Below are 18,634 nucleotides of genomic sequence, written 5' to 3' on the forward strand. Positions count from 1 at the left end.
GCGGTAGCCGCCCCGGGCGGCTCCCCGGTCGCTTCGCCGGCGCTGCGCGCGTGCTGCGCCGCTCCGCGCACGACACGCCACGCGCGGGGCGGCGCATGACCGGCGCGCCGAATCCGAGCCACCCATCTCCGACTTCGAGAAGCTCGAGGGCTGCGTCACCTGCCTGAGCGTACGGGTGCGCTGAATCCCGATCCCCGAATTCGGCGCTTGCGCCCGAGGCCCCGGAACCGTAGTCTGAGAGGCTGCCTGATCAGGGGGGCACAGCTCAGACACCACGCGCTCAGGAGGCCGACATGACCAAGACAGCACCGTTCACGATCGCAACGTGTGCGAACGACGGCGCGCGCCTTGGCGCAGCCACCTCGTTCCCGCGCGCCGCTTAGCCTGCCCCCTCCCGCGATCTCCCGCCCCGCCTCGGGCCTGACCCCGGGCCGCTGACACCCAGCGACCGGCTCCGCCCCGCAGGCCGGCAGCCATGCTGCCCCCGGAAGCTACGGCTTCCACCCCCGCCGACCGACGTGCTCGTCTTCGGCCTCCCGGCGCCGCGCGCCGCCGTTCACTGGAACCAGACTCGTTCAGGACTCACTCGTGACCACGCTCACCGACCACAGCCATCCGCCCGACCCCGACCCCGCAGCGGGAACCGACCCCGTTGCCCTGCCCCGGAGGAACACCCTCCAGGTGCTGCTGCGCCTCTACCCCTTCGCCCGGCCGGCCCTGCCGCGGCTGGCCCTCGGCATGCTCGCCGCCCTGCTGGCGGCGCTTGTGGCGCTCACCATCCCGCAGGTGCTGCAGCGCCTCGTCGACGGGGCCCTGACTCAGCAGGACGCCGCCCAGATCTGGCCGGCCGTCATCGTGGTACTCGCCCTCGGCGTGATCGAGGCGGTGCTGATCGCACTGCGCCGCTGGTTCGTTCTCGGCCCCGGCACCCACATCGAGGCCCGGATGCGCAACGCGCTCTACGCCCGGCTGCAGGACCTCCCGGTCACATTCCACGACAAGTGGCCGAGCGGCCAACTGCTCTCCCGCGCCGTCAGCGACCTCAACCTGATCCGCCGCTGGATCTCGTTCGGCCTCGTGCTGCTCATCGTGAACGTCGTCACCGTTGTGATCGGCGCCGCCATCCTGGTGTCGATGAACTGGATCCTCGGCCTCATCTTCCTCGTCTGCTCCGTGCCGCTGTGGATCGTCGGCTACCTGTTCGAGGAGAAATACTCCGTCGTTGCGCGGCGCAGCCAGGACCAGGCCGGCGACCTCGCGACGGCCGTCGAGGAGTCGGTGCACGGCATCCGGGTGCTCAAGGCCTTCGGGCGCGGCAAGTTCGCGTTGAAGAATTTCTCCGACCAGGCCGAGAGCCTGCGCGGCACCGAGATCGAGAAGGCGCGCGCCATCGCCGGCATCTGGCTGTGGCTGCTGATGATCCCGGATGTGGCCTTCGCCCTCTGCCTCGTCGCCGGTGTCTGGCTGGCCGGCCAGGGCGAGTTCAGCGTGGGCGGGCTCGTGGCCTTCTTCGCCACGGCCACCGTGCTGCGCTGGCCGATCGAGTCGGTCGGGTTCCTGCTGTCGATGACCTTCGATGCCCGCACCGCGACCGACCGGTTCTTCGACGTGCTCGACGCGCCGAACGCCATCACCGACCCCGAGCATCCCGTCACCGTCGACCGGCCCCGCGGCCGCCTCGCGTTCGAGAACGTGCACTTCCGCTACCCCGACTCGCCGAGCCGCTTCCCGGACCTGCTCGACGGCGTGGACCTGGTGCTCGAACCGGGGGAGACCATGGCGCTCGTCGGTCTGACCGGCTCCGGCAAGTCCACCCTGACGGCGCTCACCACCCGCCTCTACGACGTGACGGAGGGGGCGGTGACCCTCGACGGGGTCGACGTGCGCTCCCTCGGCCGCGAGGAACTGCGTCGCCACCTGTCGATGGCGTTCGAGGATGCGACGCTGTTCTCGGCATCCGTGCGCGACAACGTGCTGCTCGGCCGTCCGGAGTGGGCCGAGCGCTCGCCCGAAGCGGATGCCGCACTCGAGGAGGCGCTCATGGTTGCCCAGGCCGGCTTCGCCCACGACCTCCCGGAGGGCGTGGACACGCTCGTCGGAGAGGAAGGGATGAGCCTCTCCGGCGGCCAGCGGCAGCGGATCGCGCTCGCGCGGGCGGTGGCGGCGAAACCCGCCGTGCTTGTGCTCGACGACCCGTTGTCGGCGCTCGACGTGAACACCGAGTCCCTTGTCGAAGCCGCGCTGCGCGAGGTGCTCTCCGCGACCACGGCGCTGATCGTGGCGCACCGGCCGTCCACCGTGATGCTCGCCGACCGGGTGGCGCTGCTCCAGAACGGGCGTGTCACCGCGATCGGACGGCACTCCGATCTACTCCGCGAGAGCGAACACTACAAGTTCGTCATCTCGAGCCTGGAAGACGAAGAACGACGAGAGTCCGCACGAGAGGAGGCGGCGCGATGACCGTCACCGGTGTCGAGGGCGAAGACCGCAGCAACTTCACCGCCGCGGAGAGCAAGCAGATCCGGGGCCGGTCGCTGCGCCTGCTCGGGTCGCTGCTGCACCCGGTGCGCTTTTCGGTCCTCGCGGCAATGCTGATCGTGGTCGTGTCCACGGCCGCGCAGGTGGCCGGCCCGGCCCTGATCGCGTTCGGGATCGACCGCGGTCTGCCCGCGCTGATGGAGCAGGACTGGGTGCCGCTGGCCGCCACGGGGGTGGTCTACCTCGCCACAGGTGTGGTCGGGGCCATCCTGATCGCCTGGTACACGATCATGTCGGCGCGGATCAGCCAGGCCGTGCTGATCGACCTGCGCAAGAGGGTCTTCCTGCACACGCAGCGGCTGAGCCTCGAATTCCACGAGTCGTACACCTCGGGGCGCATCATCTCCCGGCAGACCAGCGACCTCGACGCCATCCGGGAACTGCTGGATTCGGGCATCAACCAGCTCGTGCAGGGGCTGCTGTACATGGTGTTCACGGCGATCGCCCTGTTCCTGCTCGACGGTACGAGCGGGCTTGTCCTGCTCGCGTCGATCGTGCCGTTGGCGCTGCTCACCCGCTGGTTCCAGGTGCGCTCGCAAACGCTCTTCCGCCGGTCGAGAACGGCGTCGGCGAGCCTGATCGTGCAGTTCGTGGAGACCATGACCGGCATCCGTGCGGTCAAAGCCTTCCGGGCGGAGAAACGCAACGAGAAGGTGTTCGGCGAACTGGTCGAGGACTACCGCAAGGTGAATGAGCGGGTCATCCAGCTGTTCGGCATCTTCGATCCGGGTCTCGTGTTGATCGGGAACGTGGCCGTCGCGGTCGTTCTCCTGGTCGGCGGGTTCCGCGTCGTCGACGGCCAGCTCTATATCGGCGCGCTGCTCGCGGCCCTGCTCTACACCCGCCGGTTCTTCGACCCGATGGAAGAGATGGCGATGTTCTACAACTCCTACCAGTCGGCCGCCGCGGCGCTGGAGAAGATCTCCGGGGTGCTCGAGGAGCATCCCGGAGTGCCGGACCCGGTGACGCCGGTCGACCTCTGGGCGGCAAAGGGTGCGGTCTCGTTCGAGAACGTGCAATTCGAATACCAGAGCGACCGGGTCATCCTGCCGCAGTTCGACCTGACGATCCCGGCCGGGCAGACCATCGCCCTGGTTGGGTCGACCGGGGCCGGCAAGTCCACCCTGGCCAAGCTGATGGCGCGTTTCTACGACCCGTCGATGGGTCAGGTGACCCTCGACGGCGTCGACCTGCGCGACCTGCACCCCAAGGACCTGCGCCGAGCGATCGTCATGGTCACCCAGGAGGCCTACCTGTTCAGCGGTTCGGTCGCCGACAACATTTCGATCGGCAAACCGGATGCGACGCCCGCCGAGATCGTGGCGGCGGCCCGAGCGGTCGGCGCGCACGACTTCATCGCGGGGCTGCCGAACGGGTACGACACCGACGTGAACAAGCGCGGCGGGCACGTCTCCGCCGGGCAGAGGCAGCTGATCTCGTTCGCTCGGGCGTTCCTGGCCGACCCGGCGGTGCTCATCCTCGACGAGGCCACCTCGAGTCTGGACATCCCGAGTGAACGCCTCGTGCAGCAGGCGCTGCAGACACTGCTCGGGGGACGCACCGCCGTGATCATCGCGCATCGCCTATCGACTGTGGCGATCGCCGACCGGGTGCTCGTGATGGAGCACGGGCGCATCGTGGAGGACGGCACGCCCGACCACTTGATCGCCGGCACCGGCCGGTTCGCGCAGCTGCACGCCGCCTGGCGCGACTCGCTGGTGTGATCGGCGACGCGACTCGCGGCGCGAGCGGTTAGGCGAACCCCCAGGCCTTTTCCTCGTCGCTCGAGTCGTCGGAGAGCGGCGTGCCCGTCAGGGGGCGGTTGGAGGCGACCGGTCCGAGCGGGTGGTAGCTGGGATCCCGCGGGATCGCGGGCGATTCCTTGAGTTCGACGAAGATCGCGTGCGTCGGCGTGCGGCCGATGTTCACGCCGGCGTGCTCCTGGGCCGGCAGCCAGCGGGTCTCACCGGCGGGCAGCTCGACGTCGATTTCGCGGCCCTCCGACGACAGGCGCCGGGCGTAGGCGCTGAGCGTGATCATGACGCTGTCGGGATGCTCGTGGGGATTGGTCTCATCGCCGGGAGCGTCGAGGAACTCGAGCACGCGAACGCGGTCGTTCTCAAGCAGTACTCGGTAGGCGCCCGGGTCGGTGACGACGGGATCGAGGGCGGTGTGTGCGGCTGTGCTTTCGCTGTCCATGAAAAACGGTAGCATCCGGCGCAGCCTCGAACCAAGCATTGCGGGCAACCCCGGGCGGTGATCGCTATGCGGGGCTCCAGCGCGCCGCCGCGTAATCGATGCGGTAGCCGTATGCCCCGGCCTTCAACGGGGTGCCCTCCGCGGTGTAGTGGGGGAGCGCGCGCTCCTCGTGCCCGATCGGCGGGCGTCCGCCGGCCCGGATCACACGCCACCAGGGCAGCGCGGCGCCGTGGCGCGCCATGATCTGCCCGACCAGGCGGGCCCCACGGGAGCCGAGCACGGCCGCGACATCACCGTAGGTCATCACGCGACCGGCCGGGATCGACTCCACGATTCCGAGAACGTGCGTGACGAAGGCAGGTTCCCGGGTGCCGGCATCCGTCATCGGCTGCGAGTCAGAGCTGCAATGCGCCGATAATCTCGCCGTAGACGGTTTGGCCGATGTCGCTGAAGCCCAGGCGGTGGAAGAACGACTCCGGCCCCTCTTCGCCGGGTTCCCAGATCACGGTAATGTGGTCGAAGCCGCGCTTGCGGGCCTCGGCGGCGAGTGCGTCTGCGGCGAACTTGCCGACACCCTTGCCCTGGGCCTCCGCGTCCACGTTGATGCGCCAGATGCAGGCACGGAATTCTTCGTGCGGTGAGTCGGGGTCAAAGTTTCCGTGAATGAAGCCGGCAACCTCGCCGTCCAGCAGAACGACGCGCTGCCAGGCGGTCGCGGGGTTGATGACGGACGCCGCGACCGCGTAGGAGACGGGGGCGATGAACTGCTCCTGACCCGGTTTCAGGCTCAGGCTGTTCGCCGCGACGATGTTGCGCGCGGACAGTTCTTCCAGTCGTAGTTCACCCATGCGAACAGGCTAACGTGCACCGGAGCCGGCCGGTAGTCGGGTTTTCGGACGACAGGGCGTGGGGGGGGGGGGGGCCCATCCGGAAGATCCGGAAACTGTCTCGATGTCAAGATAGTTGCGTCGCTCCACTAGAATCGGTGTGGCTATTCTTGCCCCCCGATATTCTGAGGAGATTTCCATTNAGATTTCCATTGGCGAAGATCAAGGTTGAAGGCACTGTCGTCGAGCTCGACGGGGACGAGATGACCCGCATCATCTGGCACGCGATCAAGGAGACCTTGATCCACCCGTACCTCGACATCGACCTCGAGTATTACGACCTGTCGATCCAAAAGCGCGACGAGACCGACGACCAGATCACGATCGACTCGGCCCGCGCCATCCAGAAGCACGGCGTCGGCGTCAAGTGCGCGACCATCACGCCCGACGAGGCGCGCGTCGAGGAATTCGGCCTGAAGAAGATGTGGGCGTCGCCCAACGGCACCATCCGCAACATCCTCGGCGGCACCATCTTCCGCGAACCCATCATCATCTCGAACATCCCGCGCCTCGTGCCGGGCTGGAATAAGCCGATCATCATCGGCCGCCACGCGTTCGGCGACCAGTACAAGGCCACCAACTTCCGCTTCGAGGGCGAGGGCACGCTCAGCATGACCTTCACCCCGAAGGACGGCTCGGCCCCGCAAGAGTTCGAGGTATTCCAGGCCCCCGGCAGCGGCGTCGCGATGGGGATGTACAACCTCGACGACTCCATCCGCGACTTCGCCCGCGCGTCGTTGAACTACGGCCTCGAGCGCAAGTACCCGGTCTACCTGTCGACGAAGAACACGATCCTCAAGGCTTATGACGGCCGCTTCAAGGACATCTTCCAGGAAATCTTCGACGCCGAGTTCAAGGCCCGCTACGACGCGGCCGGCCTCAGCTACGAGCACCGCCTGATCGACGACATGGTCGCCTCTGCCATGAAGTGGGAGGGCGGTTACGTCTGGGCCTGCAAGAACTACGACGGCGACGTGCAGTCGGACACCGTCGCGCAGGGCTTCGGCTCGCTCGGCCTGATGACCAGCGTGCTCTCCACGCCTGACGGCAAGGTCGTCGAGGCCGAGGCCGCGCACGGCACCGTGACGCGCCACTACCGCCAGCACCAGCAGGGCAAGGCCACCTCGACCAACCCGATCGCCTCGATCTATGCCTGGACCCGCGGCCTCGCGCACCGCGCCAAGCTTGACGGGAACCCGGCGCTCGCCGAGTTCGCCAACACGCTCGAAGACGTGGTCATCAAGACCGTCGAGAGCGGCAAGATGACCAAGGACCTCGCGCTTCTCGTGGGCCCGGAGCAGGCCTTCCAGACGACCGAGGAGTTCCTCGCGGCCATCGCGGAGAACCTCCAGGCCCGCATGGCCTAACCCGCAGCGACAGGGCGGCAGTCTCACCCCCCCCGGGGTGAGGCTGCCGCCCTTTTTTAGGCGTTTTTCCGGGTTTTCCCGGCCCTGAGGGGAGGCTTTCCTTGCTGGCGGTGGCCGGCGAGTGAGGCAAGAATATGACCATGTCGTCTCTGGTCGCCGCCGTTCGTCGTTACCCGCTCGTCGCCACGACCGTGCTGCTCGGGCTCATCGGCGCGGTGCTCGCCCTGGGCGGTCAGACGGATGCCGTGCGCTGGCTGTTCAGTGGATTCGGCCTGCTGGTCGCCGGTTACGAAACGATCGGCATGGTACGACGGCTGCTGCGCGGCACCCTCGGTGTCGACGTGCTCGCGATCACGGCCATCGTCGCCACGGTGCTGGTGGGCGAATACGTGGCCACCCTGATCATCGTGCTGATGCTCACCGGAGGCGCGGCCCTCGAAGACTTCGCCGTGAACCGGGCCAAGCGCGAGCTCGACGCCCTGCTCCGGCGGGCCCCGCAGATCGCGCACCGGCTCGGCGCCGGCGCCGGCACCGATACCGATACCGATACCGACACCGGAAACGGCGAGGTCGAGGACGTGCCGGCCACCGACGTGCGGCCGGGCGACCTGCTTCTCGTTCGCCCTGCCGAGATCGTGCCGGTCGACGGCGCTCTGGTCTCAGTCAGCGCAGTCTTCGACGAGTCCTCGCTCACCGGGGAGAGCCTCCCGGTCGAGCGTGAAGCCGGCGACGCCGTGCTCAGCGGGTCGATCAACGGCCAGGCTGCCGCCACCATCCGAGCCACCGCGACCGCCGCGGACAGCCAGTACCAGCAGATCATCGCGCTGGTCGAAGAGGCATCGGCCAGCAAGGCCCCCGTGGTGCGCCTGGCGGACCGCTACGCCGTGCCGTTCACTGCGGTCTCGCTCTCGATCGCCGCCCTGGCCTGGATCGTCAGCGGCGACCCGGCCCGGTTTGCCGAGGTGCTGGTGGTGGCGACCCCCTGCCCACTCCTGATCTCCGCACCGGTCGCCTTCATGGGCGGCATGAGCCGGGCCGCCCGCAACGGCATCATCGTCAAGGGCGGTGGGGTGCTCGAAATGCTCTCTCGGGCCAAAACCGTGGTCTTCGACAAGACCGGCACGCTCACCCACGGCAGCCCCACCATCGCCCGCGTGCTTCCCGAGCCCGGCTTCGACGAGGACGAGTTGCTCGTACTCGCCGCGTCCGCGGAGCAGTACTCGTCGCACGTGCTCGCGGCATCCGTGATCGCGGCGGCCCAGACCCGCGGGCTGGAGCTGATCGGGTCGGAGACCGCGAACGAGGTTCCCGCGCACGGCGTCGTGGCCCGGCTGGGCGCCCGCGAGGTCACCGTGGGCAAGCTGTCGTTCATCCGGGAACGGGCGACGGATGCCGTGGCCGCCCCGATCGAGGGCGGCGAACTGGCCATCTACATCGCCGTCGACGGGCGCTTCGCCGGCAGCATCGTCGCCAGTGACACGCTGCGGGAGAACGCACCGCAGACTCTGGCGGATCTGCGGGCGCTCGGCCTGCGGGACACCGTGATGCTCACCGGCGACGCTCGGCCCACCGCCGAGCACATCGCGGCGCTGGTGGGGATCGAGCAGGTGCAGGCGGACTGCCTGCCCGCCGACAAGGTCAACGCCGTGCGTGGCCTGGCCCACCGCCCGGTGATCATGGTCGGCGACGGGGTGAACGACGCACCCGTGCTGGCCGTCGCCGACGTCGGTATCGCCATGGGAGCCCGCGGGGCCACGGCCGCGAGCGAATCGGCCGACGTCGTCATCTTGATCGACGACCTGACCCGCGCGGCCCGCGCGGTCGCGATCGGCCAGGACACCATCCGGATCGCGCTGCAGAGCATCTGGCTCGGCATCGCTCTGAGCCTCGGCCTGATGGTCCTGGCCGCGTTCGGCTTCATTCCCGCCACCGCGGGAGCACTATTGCAGGAATTCGTCGACCTGGCCACGATCCTGAACGCGTTGCGGGCGATCGGCGGCCGCCGGGACGCCTCGGTGCAGGCCCAGATCGCCGCTCGCAAGCCGGCGGCGGCCGGCGCGCTGAGTCGCTGAGTCGCTGAGTCGCGTCACCCTACTGTGCTGGATGCCCCCAGTTCAGGTGTCAACGCGTGCAAGTTGCACAGTCTGAGGTCGAATTCAGCTAGCTTCAAGTTCATGTGCCTCCGTTGGGGGTCAACCTTTCGTCGTTGAACGGATTGGATGATGCACGTGAACTCACGAAATCGGCATTTCTCACCCTGGGACCTCGACCCCCGGCCGCCGCGCGCACTGTGCAGGGCCACCGCGGTGGCCCTGACCGTCGGGCTGGTGGCTACCGCGGCCCTCGTCGGCGGCACCGTCGCAGCCGGCGCCGCACCGCAGCAGGCTCCGCGGTTGGCCATTGAAAAACCGGCCACCGCCTTCGAGGCCGGCCGCTACGTCGTCACGCTGGCCGCCAGCGCGGTCGCCGCCTACTCCGGCGGCGTCGCCGGTTTCGACGCCACCAAGCCGGCCCCGGGCCGGCAGCTCGACGCGAGCTCGAAGAACGCGACCGCTTACGCCGCGCACCTCGCAACCGAGCAGAGAAGGGTCGCCGCGGCCGCCGGGGTGAGCGTCAGCGTCTCCTACACGACCGCACTCAACGGATTCGCCGCCGAACTCACCGCGGTCCAGGCCGCCGCGCTCTCCGCGAACCGAGAGGTTCTCGCCGTCGAGAAGGACGCGATCCGCCGGGTCACGGCGCAGTCCTCGACCGACTTCCTCGGGCTCGGTGACGCCGCCGGCGTCGGCGGGGTCTGGGACGCGGTCGGCGGCGTTGACGCGGCCGGCGCCGGCGTCGTCGTCGGTATCATCGACACCGGCATCGCCCCGGAGAACGGGTCCTTCGCCGGCGACCCCCTCGGCACCGATCTCGGCGACGCTCCGTTTCGCACGGCCGACGGCGGCATCCGCTTCGGCAAGTCCGACGGCGGCACCTTCACCGGCGCCTGCGTCGTGGGTGTGCAGTTCACCGCAGACGACTGCAGCACCAAAATCGTCGGTGCCCGGTACTACGTCGACGGGTTCGGCGCCTCCCGGATCGGTGCCGAAAGCGTCGGCGAGTACCTTTCGCCGCGCGACGGCGACGGCCACGGCTCACACACCGGCGGCACCGCAGCCGGCAACCACGCCGTCGGCGCGTCGGTCGGTGGCATCGACTTCGGCACCATCTCGGGCGTTGCGCCCGCGGCGAAGATCGCCGCGTACAAGGTCTGCTGGTCCGGCCCCGACCCGGTCAGCCAGGACGACGACGGATGCGCCACCAGCGACCTCCTCTCGGCGATCGACCAGGCCACGGCCGACGGTGTCGACGTGATCAACTTCTCGATCGGCGGCGGTGCGGCCCAGACCACGGTCTCCGCCACCGACGTCGCCTTCCTGGGCGCGGCATCCGCCGGCATCTTCGTGGCGGCGTCGGCCGGTAATGCCGGTCCCGACGCCTCCACGCTCGATAACGCGTCGCCGTGGATCACCACCGTGGCGGCCAGCACCATTCCGAGCTACGAGGCCACCGCCACCCTCGGCAGCGGCCCTGCCTATGGCGGCGGCTCGATCACGGTCCCTGCCGTCGGCGTGACCGGTGCGCTGGTGCGCGGTGACCTCGTCGCCGCCCGGCGCGGAACAGACCCCTTGCTCTGCGGGCCGAACTCGCTCGACCCGGCCAAGGTGACCGGCACGATCGTGTTCTGTCAGCGCGGCGTCTATGACCGGGTCGCCAAGTCCGTCGAGGTGAAGCGTGCCGGGGGTATCGGCATGGTGCTGGTGAACAAGACGGCCAGCTCGCTCGACCTCGACCAGCACGCGGTGCCGACGGTGCACCTCAACGCCGAAGCGTTCGCCACGGCCTTCGCCTACGCAGGCACCGCCGGGGCGACCGTGACCCTCACGCCGGGCAATGCGCTCGGGACCACTCCGCCCACCCCGCAGGTCGCCGGGTTCTCCTCGCGCGGACCGGTACTTGCCGACGGCAGTGACATCATCAAGCCGGACGTCTCGGCGCCCGGGGTTGCGATTCTCGCCGGCGGTGCCAACGCTGCGGGCGCGGCAGGCACGTACCAGTTCCTGTCCGGAACGTCTATGTCGTCGCCGCACGTGGCGGGCCTTGCCGCCCTCTACCTGGGCCAGACGCCGAGCGCGAGCCCGGCCGAGGTGAAATCGGCCTTCATGACCACCGCCTACAACACGGTCACCGGCTCCGGCGCTGCCGTGACCGACCCGTTTCTGCAGGGCGCCGGCCACATCGACCCGACGAAGTTCTTCAGACCGGGACTCGTCTACCTGAACGGGGAGAGCGACTGGATGTCCTACATCAAGGGCGCCGGCTACACCGGGGGCGGCCTGGACGCCGTCACCGCGGTCGACCCGTCGAACCTCAACCTGGCCTCGATCGGCATCGGTTCGCTCACCCGGCCGGAGACGATCACCCGCACGGTGACGTCGACCCAGGCGGGCACCTTCGACGCCTCGGTGTCCGGCCTCGCCGGCATCGACGTGACGATCGAGCCGTCCACGCTGATCTTCGGCGCGGCAGGGGAGACTCAGTCCTACACGGCGACGTTCTCCCGAACGGATGCGCCCGTCGACACGTTCGCGACCGGCTCGCTCAGCTGGACCAGCGGCGCGACCGTCGTGTACAGCCCGGTGGCGGTCAAGCCCGTCACCCTCGAGTCGCCGATCACCGCCGACGGAACCGGTCTGGCCGGCTCCGTCGGCATCCGCGTGACGCCCGGCACGACAGCCGACATCCCCCTGGCGACCGACGGCCTCGCGGCCGGCGTGCTGCTCAGAGAGAAGAAGGGCGGCCCGGGCAAGGCCTACACCGGAACGGGGCTCCCCGGAACGGAGATCGTCTTCACCGTGCAGGTTCCGGCGGGAACGGTGTTGCAGCGCTTCGACCTTGATTCACTAACCGACGCCGCCGACCTTGACCTGGTGGTCAACCGATTGAGCGGCAAGGGCGGCACGCCGATCGAAGGCTGGCAGTCGGCCACGGCGGCGACGGACGAACACGTCGACCTGCTGAACCCGACGGCCGGGTACTACCAGGTTGTTGCGTCGGTCTTCAGTGGCACCGACCGGTACGACCTGACCACCTTCACGGTCGCGCCGGGTGCCGGCGCCGGAGCGTTCACCGTTGCCCCGAACCCTCTCCCGGGAGTGCAGGGCGTTGAAGCGACCTACACGGCCTCGTGGAGTGGTCTGGCCGCGGGCACGGATTACCTCGGGCTGGTGCGCTACGGCGACACTGGCTTCTCGACGGTCGTGGCGGTGGAGAACTAGCGGCCGCCAGGTTCGTCAGCGAGGTCGGACTCGCCCCCTGCGTCCGGCGTCGAACCAATTCGACGGAGATTTTGCGACACGAGGCCGCTTGCGAGCTGTTTCGAACCCGCTTTGGGCAAAATCTCCGTCGAATTCGTCAGGGGTGCGGTTCTGGGCGGGCGGCGGACGGACACCGAGCGAAGGCTTACCCTGAGGGAATGCGATTCGCACGAATGCGCCGAGGCGGCGAGACCCTCGGCGTGAGCCTGCCGCGGCTGTCCCGAGAGGTCTACGTGCTCGGCGTGATCGCGTTCTTCGTGATGGTGGGCTTCGGCGTTGTCGTGCCGGTGCTGCCCGTCTACGTGCGCAGCTTCGGGGTCGGCTACCTGGAAATCGGCGCCGTCGTCTCCGCGTTCGCGCTGATGCGCTTCGTCTCCAGCCCGTTCACCGGGCGCCTGATCGACTGGGCCGGCGAACGCGTGATCCTGGCCTCCGGCATCGGGATCGTCGCCGTTTCCAGTGGGCTGGTCGGCGTGGCCCAGAACTATCCGCAGCTGCTGCTCCTGCGCGGAGCCGGCGGCGTCGGTTCGGCCATGTTCACGGTGGCGGCCATGACTCTCCTGCTCGGCTCCACGGCACCGGGATTCCGGGCCAGGGCCATCGGGTTCTACCAGGGTGGGTTCCTGCTCGGCGGGATGGCCGGCCCCGCGCTCGGCGGACTCCTCGCCACGATCTCGCTCACCGCGCCGTTCTTCTTCTACGCCGCGACACTCGCCGTTGCCGGCATCCTCGGGCTCGTGCTGCTGCGCCCGGTGCGGGGTGGGGTCGTCGCCGCGGCCGGCCCGGCGCCCGAGCGCATCCCGTTCCGAACGGTGCTGCGGGACACCCGGTTCCGCGCGGCGTGCATCGCCAACTTCTCCACCGGCTGGAACTCGTTCGGCGTGCGCAACGCGCTGATCCCCGTGCTGGTCGTCGAGGTGCTGCGGGGTCCGACCGCCTGGAGCGGCATCGCCTTCGCCTTCGCGGCCGTCGCCCAGACGGTGGCACTCGCGCCGGCCGCGCGGTTCGTCGACATTGTGGGCCGTCGCCCGGCCATCATCGGGGCGTTCCTGGTTGCCGGGCTGACCATCCTCGCGGTCCCGTTCTCACCCAACATCATCGTGCTCACCATACTGCTCTGCCTCTACGGCGTGGCCTCGGCGTTCATGGGCACCGCCCCGGCCGCATCCGTCGGCGACGCGGCCGGCGCCGGTGGTGGTCGACCCGTGTCGGTCTTCTCGATGTTCTCCGACCTGGGTGCCATCGTCGGCCCGCTCGCGGCCGGGTTTCTCGTTGACAGCGCCTCCTATCCGGTCGCCTTCGGCGTCGGCGCCTTGCTGTTCTTCGCGACCTCTGTCTACGCACTGCGGATGCCGCGGCAGGCCCGCCCGGCGTAGTCCCGCCCCGAGAGGGGTCGAATAGAGCTACGAAACTGTCACCAATAAATAGTGACAGACACTCGACTTCATGTGCGCAACGAGGTATCGTCGTAACATGACGAACCTCGCGGAAGACCTCAGGCAGGCGGCCGACGCCGTCGCGCTGTTGGGTTCCTCGAGCGCCGACCTCGCAGCCCTTCCCGACGCCGAGGCGCCGGCCGGCCAGAAGCGAATCGCATGCGCCCGCCGTCTGCTCGACACCTATGCCGCGTTGATGGCCGCAACCATTGCTGACCGTTCGAGGCCGGAGCTCGGCCATTCGGGGTTTGCCGCGCAGCAGGGGTACTTGTCCCCGGAAGCCCTGATCCAGAACTGGACGGGCTCGTCCAAGGGTGACGCCTACAAACTGGTCGCAGTCGGCACGATGATGGCCGACACCGAGGCGGCCGAGAAGCTGGTCAAGGAGGCGCTCTCGTCGCCCGACACGGATGCCGCCGAGGTCGCCGAATTCGTCGCGAAGGTGCCGTGGCAGGCGCCGATCGCCCGGGCCGTCACCGCCGGCACGCTCTCGGTCGACGCGGCCGAGTCGATCCGCGGCGGCCTCGGCCAGATCGACGCCGCCGTCACCGCCGAGAAGCACGTAGCGGCGCTGGAGTCCCTGCTGGCCGAGGTGTCAACGTTGAACGCCGACGAGGTCTTCAAACGCGCAAGACGGATGCGTGACCACCTTGACGAGGCCGGCATCGCCGCCCGGGAGAAGCAGGCCCACGACGCCCGCTACCTGAAGGTCTACCGGCTCAGCAACGGGAACGTGCGCCTGAACGGCCTCTTCGCCACCGAAGACGGCGAGTTCGTGCTTTCGACCTTTGACTCCATCACCGGCCCGCGCCGCGGCGGGGTGCGATTCGTCGATAAGGAGCGGGCCGCCTGGGCCGAGAAGATGCAGGCCGACCCGCGCAGCAACGAGCAGATCAACGCGGACTCGCTCGTCCAGCTGCTCACGATCGCCGGCGAGGCCGACCCCGGCCGCGTGTTCGGCGGGCGACACCCCTCGGTGCGCGTGATCGTGACCGAAAAGACGCTCAAGACGGGGCAGACGGTGCAGGCCGGGCAGACCGGGCAGGCCGGGCAGCCGGCTCCGGTTCCGGCCGGGCAGACCGGGCCGGATCAGGCGGCCGAACCCGCCGCGCACGGGCAGATCGAGGGCAACCCGGTCCCGATCTCGCAGGACACCATCGACCGGTTGCTCTGCGACACCGGCACCCGTGGCATCAAATTCGAGGAAGACGGTCAGATCGTCGGCCGTGACGAACGACTCTTCACCGAGGTAGAGCGCGCCACGATGGCAGTGCGTGACGGCGGATGCCTTTGGGTCGGCTGCGACCGATCACCGGCCTAGAGCGAGGCCCACCACATCAGTGAGTGGCTCACGGACAATGGATACACCGACCTCGCCAACGGAGTGCTGCTGTGCCACCCGCACCATTTGCTGCTGCATAATCAGCACTGGAAGATAACCCGCACCAAAACCCAGTACTGGCTGCGTCCACCGGCGGAAGTCGACCCGGAGCAGACGCGTATTGTATTGCAGAGCAAGAGGACCGGGATGTAGGGCGGGGGTCTGGCCCTTGGTCTCGACAGGCTCGATCAGCGTCGCGGGAACCTCCGGAGGACCGGTCGCCGGGTCTTGACAAGCTCGACCAGCGTCGGGGGAACCTTGGGAGGGTTCGTCACCTGGTCTGACAAGCTCGGCCGACGTCAGGGGAACCTTGGGGCCGGGATCCTCCCGGCTCAACCCGGCTCAAACCGGTTCTGCACGGTTCTGCCCGATGCGGCCGCCAGCGCCAGCGCACCGACTCTCCCCGAGCAGTTCCCGGTGCAGCATCGCGGTTGCCACGTTATCCTTCGGGAACCTCATCTCGGCCACGGTGCCGAGCACGACCAGGCAGACTCCGGTCCCCTCGGCAAGCAGGATGGTGCCCAGCGGGAGGGTCGCGAACTTCGCCAGGAGCAACTGGCAGCGCCCGATCGGGTTGGAGACCAGGAGGTCAATGGTGCCTCGGGCATCGGCGCCTGCCCGGTTGTCGGCCACGGCATGCCTAACAGCAACCGGATGGTCGACGTCTTTCCGGCGCCGTTCGAGCCAAGGCAGCCTGACTGTGCGGCGGCCGCCCTCAATGCAGTTCTGCGCGGCCCGAGATGACGCCGCTGACCGTGGCCACCAGGGCGAAGATCACGGCGACCAGCGGCAGGCCGAGGTCCCACCAGGCCAGCGCGGCGGCCCCGAAGACGCTGATCTCGACGATGGCCTTGCCGAACGGGTCTAGGCGGAAGACCGCCTTGGGCGAGCGGAACAGCGCCCAGAGCACAATGGCGAAGGCAGGGGCCAGGATGCCCATGAGCATGCCCGGCCACGGCAGCGGCCACGCGGTGAAGCCCCAGATGCCCAGGCTGATGAACGCGAACAATTCGAGCAGGAAGCGCACGATGTCGTTGGGGCTGGTACTGGTCGTCGCGCTCGTATCGGTCACTCGCCCCATCCTACCGAGAGGCGGGAGGCTACCTGAAGATGATGGTGCGGGCGCCGTCGAGCAGGACCCGGTGCTCGGCGAACCAAGTGACCGCCTGGGTCAGGGTGCGGCTCTCCTCGTCCTGTCCGATGGCGACGAGTTCGGCCGGGCTGCGCGAGTGGTCCACCCGCACGACGTTCTGCTCGATGATCGGACCCTCGTCGAGGTCACCCGTGACGAAGTGGGCCGTCGCCCCGATCAATTTCACCCCGCGGGCGTGCGCCTGCTTGTAGGGGTTGGCGCCCTTGAACCCGGGCAGGAAGGAGTGGTGGATGTTGATGGCGCGGCCTTCCAGCAGCGTGCAGAGTGCGGGGGAGAGGATCTGCATATACCGGGCGAGCACCACGAGCTCGATGTCGTGCTCGGTGATGGCATCGACGACGCGAGCCTCGAAGGCCGCCTTGCCGGCGGCATCCGTCACCGGACGCGACTCGAACGGCACCCCGTAGAAGCCGACCAGGTCGCGCAGCGTGCCGTGGTTGCTCAGCACCAGCGGAACCTCGATAGGCAGCTGACCCCCGCGCTGGCGGAAGAGCATATCGTTGACGCAGTTTCCGGCGGTCGAGGCCAGGATCAGGGTGCGCTTGGGACGCCCGACGATATCGATGACGGATTCCATGGCGTATCTGCGCACGACCGGGGCGAGCTCGTCCTCGAGATCAGCCTGGCTCGCCGCGGATTCCACCTGCAGCCGCATGAAGAACCGGCCGGTGTCGGCGCTGGTGAACTGCTGGCTCTCGGTGATGTTGCCGCGCGCCCGCACGATCGCGCCGCTGACCGCGTGCACGATACCCGGCTGGTCGACGCAGACGAGAGTGATCACCCAATGGTGGCGCGGGTTCGGTGCAAGGGAAGAGGTCATCGGACTAGGTTACCGGCCCCCTGCCGCACACTCGGCCCGTCGGCTAGGCTGGAAAGCGGTCGGCGCAGCACGCCGGCCCCGGGCGCGCACGTCGGCGCGCAGTCGATCCGGACCGGCCCGCGGCACACCCGCGCTGCCCCTGTTCCCGTCTGTGAGCCACAGAGCCATGTCATTCACCGCACCCATCAACCTGCCCTCGCTTGAAGCGCTGGAAGCGCCGCACGCGCCGGAGAGCATCGCGGCCGCCGCCCGACCCTTCCCCTGGGTGGGCCTACTCGCCCTGGCCGCCGCCGTCTTCCTCTCCGTCACCTCCGAGATGCTTCCGACGGGCCTTCTACCCGACATGAGCCGGGCGCTCGGGGTCACCGAGGGACAGGTCGGCCTGCTCGTTTCCTGGTTCGCGTTCACCGTGGTGCTCACGAGCACCTCGCTCGCCCACCTCACCCGCCGCCTGCCGCGGCACGGTCTGATTGTGCTCGTGCTCGTGGTGCTGGCGATCAGCAATGTGCTCACCGCCATCGCCCCCAACTACGCCTTCATGGTCGGCGGGCGCATCATCGGCGGAATGGCCCACGGCCTGTTCTGGGCCGTCGTCGGCGCCTACGCCGCGCACCTCGTGCCGCGGGAACAGATCGGCCGCGCCGTGGCCATCACCGTCTCGGGCGGCACGCTCGCCTTCGTGTTCGGGGTGCCCATCGCCACCGCCGCCGGGCACCTGCTCGGCTGGCGGCTGTCGTTCCTGGCCCTCGCCGCCCTCATGCTGATCGGCGCGGTCGTCGTCTGGCGGTTCCTGCCGCCGGTGTCGCACTATGGTGCTCGTGTGACGGATGCCGCGGCTAGCGATCCGACCGCGGCCGGCAACGCGGGGGCCGCCGCCGCACATGCCGCCACTGCTATCGCTGAACCGCGTCGCGACCCGACCATGCGCGCCGTGATCCTGCTTTCCGTGATCACCGGCCTGACCATGGTCGGGCACTACACGTTCTACACGTACATCGCCCCGTTCCTGATCGACGAGATGGGCGTGGACTCCGGCGCGGTCGCCCCGCTCCTGTTCGCCTATGGGATTGCCGGTGCGGTCGGCCTGGTGCTCTCCGGCACGGTCTTCGGCCCCCGGCCGCAGCTCGGGCTCGTCATCGGCATCGCCGTGTCGGCGCTGAGCGTGACCGTGCTGGCCCTCTTCGCGGCGACGCTGCCGGTTGCCATCACCGCCTTCGTGCTCTGGGGTCTGGCCTTCGGCATGCTGCCGCCGCTGCTGCAGACGCGGCTGCTGCGTACGGCCTCGCTCCGCATCCGTGACACCGCCAGCGCCATCTACACGACCGCGTTCAACGCCGGGATCGGCGGTGGCGCCCTTCTCGGCGCCGCGCTGCTCGGCTCGGCCGGAATGCAGGCCGTGCCGCTGGTCTACGTCGGAATCCTGGTGCTGGCCTTCGTGCTGGTGATCGTCAGCGACGTCGTCGTGCGCCGCCGGGCGGCCTGACCGGCGGCGTGTC

General features: G+C 68.9%; 14 protein-coding genes. 8 read left to right on the forward strand and 6 right to left on the reverse strand.

The genetic code is table 11. From position 1 onward, the window contains the following. Positions 1-738: 738 nt before the first annotated feature. Positions 739-2,460 (forward strand): ABC transporter ATP-binding protein, encoded by a 1,722-nt coding sequence (locus E3T25_RS09235; RefSeq protein WP_104100201.1) that lies wholly within the window; start codon positions 739-741, stop codon positions 2,458-2,460. Next, entirely contained in the window at positions 2,457-4,262 is a 1,806-nt protein-coding gene (locus E3T25_RS09240) for an ABC transporter ATP-binding protein (protein ID WP_134373831.1), read from the forward strand. Before E3T25_RS09235 ends, E3T25_RS09240 begins: the two co-directional genes overlap by 4 nt. A gap of 28 nt (positions 4,263-4,290) precedes the next feature. Here the strand turns inward: E3T25_RS09240 and E3T25_RS09245 are convergent, their stop codons facing one another. The 3 genes from E3T25_RS09245 to E3T25_RS09255 form a co-directional block, all read right to left on the reverse strand. Continuing rightward, on the reverse strand, positions 4,291-4,737 hold the full coding sequence (locus E3T25_RS09245; RefSeq protein WP_198411461.1) for a cupin domain-containing protein: 447 nt from the start codon (positions 4,735-4,737) through the stop codon (positions 4,291-4,293). A gap of 64 nt (positions 4,738-4,801) precedes the next feature. Further along, entirely contained in the window at positions 4,802-5,122 is a 321-nt protein-coding gene (locus E3T25_RS09250) for an MGMT family protein (protein ID WP_134373833.1), read from the reverse strand. Between the two features lie 10 nt (positions 5,123-5,132). Further along, positions 5,133-5,585: a GNAT family N-acetyltransferase gene (locus tag E3T25_RS09255; protein WP_104100191.1), complete on the reverse strand. Its 453-nt coding sequence runs from the start codon at positions 5,583-5,585 to the stop codon at positions 5,133-5,135. Between the two features lie 191 nt (positions 5,586-5,776). On the opposite strand from E3T25_RS09255, the gene E3T25_RS09260 reads away from it, so the two are divergent. The 5 genes from E3T25_RS09260 to E3T25_RS09280 all read left to right on the forward strand — a co-directional run bounded on the left by E3T25_RS09260 (position 5,777) and on the right by E3T25_RS09280 (position 15,105). Continuing rightward, a complete protein-coding gene (locus tag E3T25_RS09260; RefSeq protein WP_104100190.1) occupies positions 5,777-6,991 on the forward strand; it encodes an NADP-dependent isocitrate dehydrogenase in 1,215 nt (404 codons plus the stop codon). Positions 6,992-7,131: 140 nt separating this feature from the next. Next, the gene (locus E3T25_RS09265; RefSeq protein ID WP_134373835.1) at positions 7,132-9,063 is read left to right on the forward strand and encodes a heavy metal translocating P-type ATPase; all 1,932 of its coding nucleotides are present in this window, start codon (positions 7,132-7,134) and stop codon (positions 9,061-9,063) included. Between the two features lie 156 nt (positions 9,064-9,219). Next, the gene (locus E3T25_RS09270) at positions 9,220-12,309 is read left to right on the forward strand and encodes a S8 family peptidase (RefSeq protein WP_241980765.1); all 3,090 of its coding nucleotides are present in this window, start codon (positions 9,220-9,222) and stop codon (positions 12,307-12,309) included. Positions 12,310-12,506: 197 nt separating this feature from the next. Next, on the forward strand, positions 12,507-13,724 hold the full coding sequence (locus E3T25_RS09275; protein ID WP_241980766.1) for an MFS transporter: 1,218 nt from the start codon (positions 12,507-12,509) through the stop codon (positions 13,722-13,724). Positions 13,725-13,821: 97 nt separating this feature from the next. After that, entirely contained in the window at positions 13,822-15,105 is a 1,284-nt protein-coding gene (locus E3T25_RS09280; RefSeq protein WP_166785979.1) for a DUF222 domain-containing protein, read from the forward strand. Positions 15,106-15,507: 402 nt separating this feature from the next. Here E3T25_RS09280 and E3T25_RS09285 read toward each other — a convergent pair whose 3' ends face one another. From E3T25_RS09285 to E3T25_RS09295, 3 genes are all read right to left on the reverse strand, one after another. Further along, positions 15,508-15,798: a hypothetical protein gene (locus E3T25_RS09285; protein ID WP_134373841.1), complete on the reverse strand. Its 291-nt coding sequence runs from the start codon at positions 15,796-15,798 to the stop codon at positions 15,508-15,510. A gap of 82 nt (positions 15,799-15,880) precedes the next feature. Then, entirely contained in the window at positions 15,881-16,237 is a 357-nt protein-coding gene (locus E3T25_RS09290; RefSeq protein ID WP_233191284.1) for a YrdB family protein, read from the reverse strand. A gap of 28 nt (positions 16,238-16,265) precedes the next feature. Next, positions 16,266-17,138, reverse strand: a complete 873-nt coding sequence (locus E3T25_RS09295; protein WP_134373843.1) for a formyltetrahydrofolate deformylase — start codon at positions 17,136-17,138, stop codon at positions 16,266-16,268. Positions 17,139-17,304: 166 nt separating this feature from the next. Between E3T25_RS09295 and E3T25_RS09300 the strand changes: the two genes are divergently transcribed. Beyond that, the gene (locus tag E3T25_RS09300; RefSeq protein ID WP_134373845.1) at positions 17,305-18,621 is read left to right on the forward strand and encodes an MFS transporter; all 1,317 of its coding nucleotides are present in this window, start codon (positions 17,305-17,307) and stop codon (positions 18,619-18,621) included. Positions 18,622-18,634 lie beyond the last annotated feature (13 nt).

Origin of the sequence: Cryobacterium sandaracinum (assembly GCF_004403415.1) — a bacterium.
GTDB lineage: Bacteria > Actinomycetota > Actinomycetes > Actinomycetales > Microbacteriaceae > Cryobacterium > Cryobacterium sandaracinum.

What these genes read in the sequence shown, in the direction of transcription:
- E3T25_RS09235 (WP_104100201.1), top strand. Translation starts at nt 739, where the DNA reads ATGCTCGCCGCCCTGCTGGCGGCGCTTGTGGCGCTCACCATCCCGCAG.
- E3T25_RS09240 (WP_134373831.1), top strand. Translation starts at nt 2,457, where the DNA reads ATGACCGTCACCGGTGTCGAGGGCGAAGACCGCAGCAACTTCACCGCC.
- E3T25_RS09245 (WP_198411461.1), bottom strand. Translation starts at nt 4,737, where the DNA reads ATGGACAGCGAAAGCACAGCCGCACACACCGCCCTCGATCCCGTCGTC.
- E3T25_RS09250 (WP_134373833.1), bottom strand. Translation starts at nt 5,122, where the DNA reads ATGACGGATGCCGGCACCCGGGAACCTGCCTTCGTCACGCACGTTCTC.
- E3T25_RS09255 (WP_104100191.1), bottom strand. Translation starts at nt 5,585, where the DNA reads ATGGGTGAACTACGACTGGAAGAACTGTCCGCGCGCAACATCGTCGCG.
- E3T25_RS09265 (WP_134373835.1), top strand. Translation starts at nt 7,132, where the DNA reads ATGTCGTCTCTGGTCGCCGCCGTTCGTCGTTACCCGCTCGTCGCCACG.
- E3T25_RS09275 (WP_241980766.1), top strand. Translation starts at nt 12,507, where the DNA reads ATGCGATTCGCACGAATGCGCCGAGGCGGCGAGACCCTCGGCGTGAGC.
- E3T25_RS09280 (WP_166785979.1), top strand. Translation starts at nt 13,822, where the DNA reads ATGACGAACCTCGCGGAAGACCTCAGGCAGGCGGCCGACGCCGTCGCG.
- E3T25_RS09295 (WP_134373843.1), bottom strand. Translation starts at nt 17,138, where the DNA reads ATGACCTCTTCCCTTGCACCGAACCCGCGCCACCATTGGGTGATCACT.
- E3T25_RS09300 (WP_134373845.1), top strand. Translation starts at nt 17,305, where the DNA reads ATGTCATTCACCGCACCCATCAACCTGCCCTCGCTTGAAGCGCTGGAA.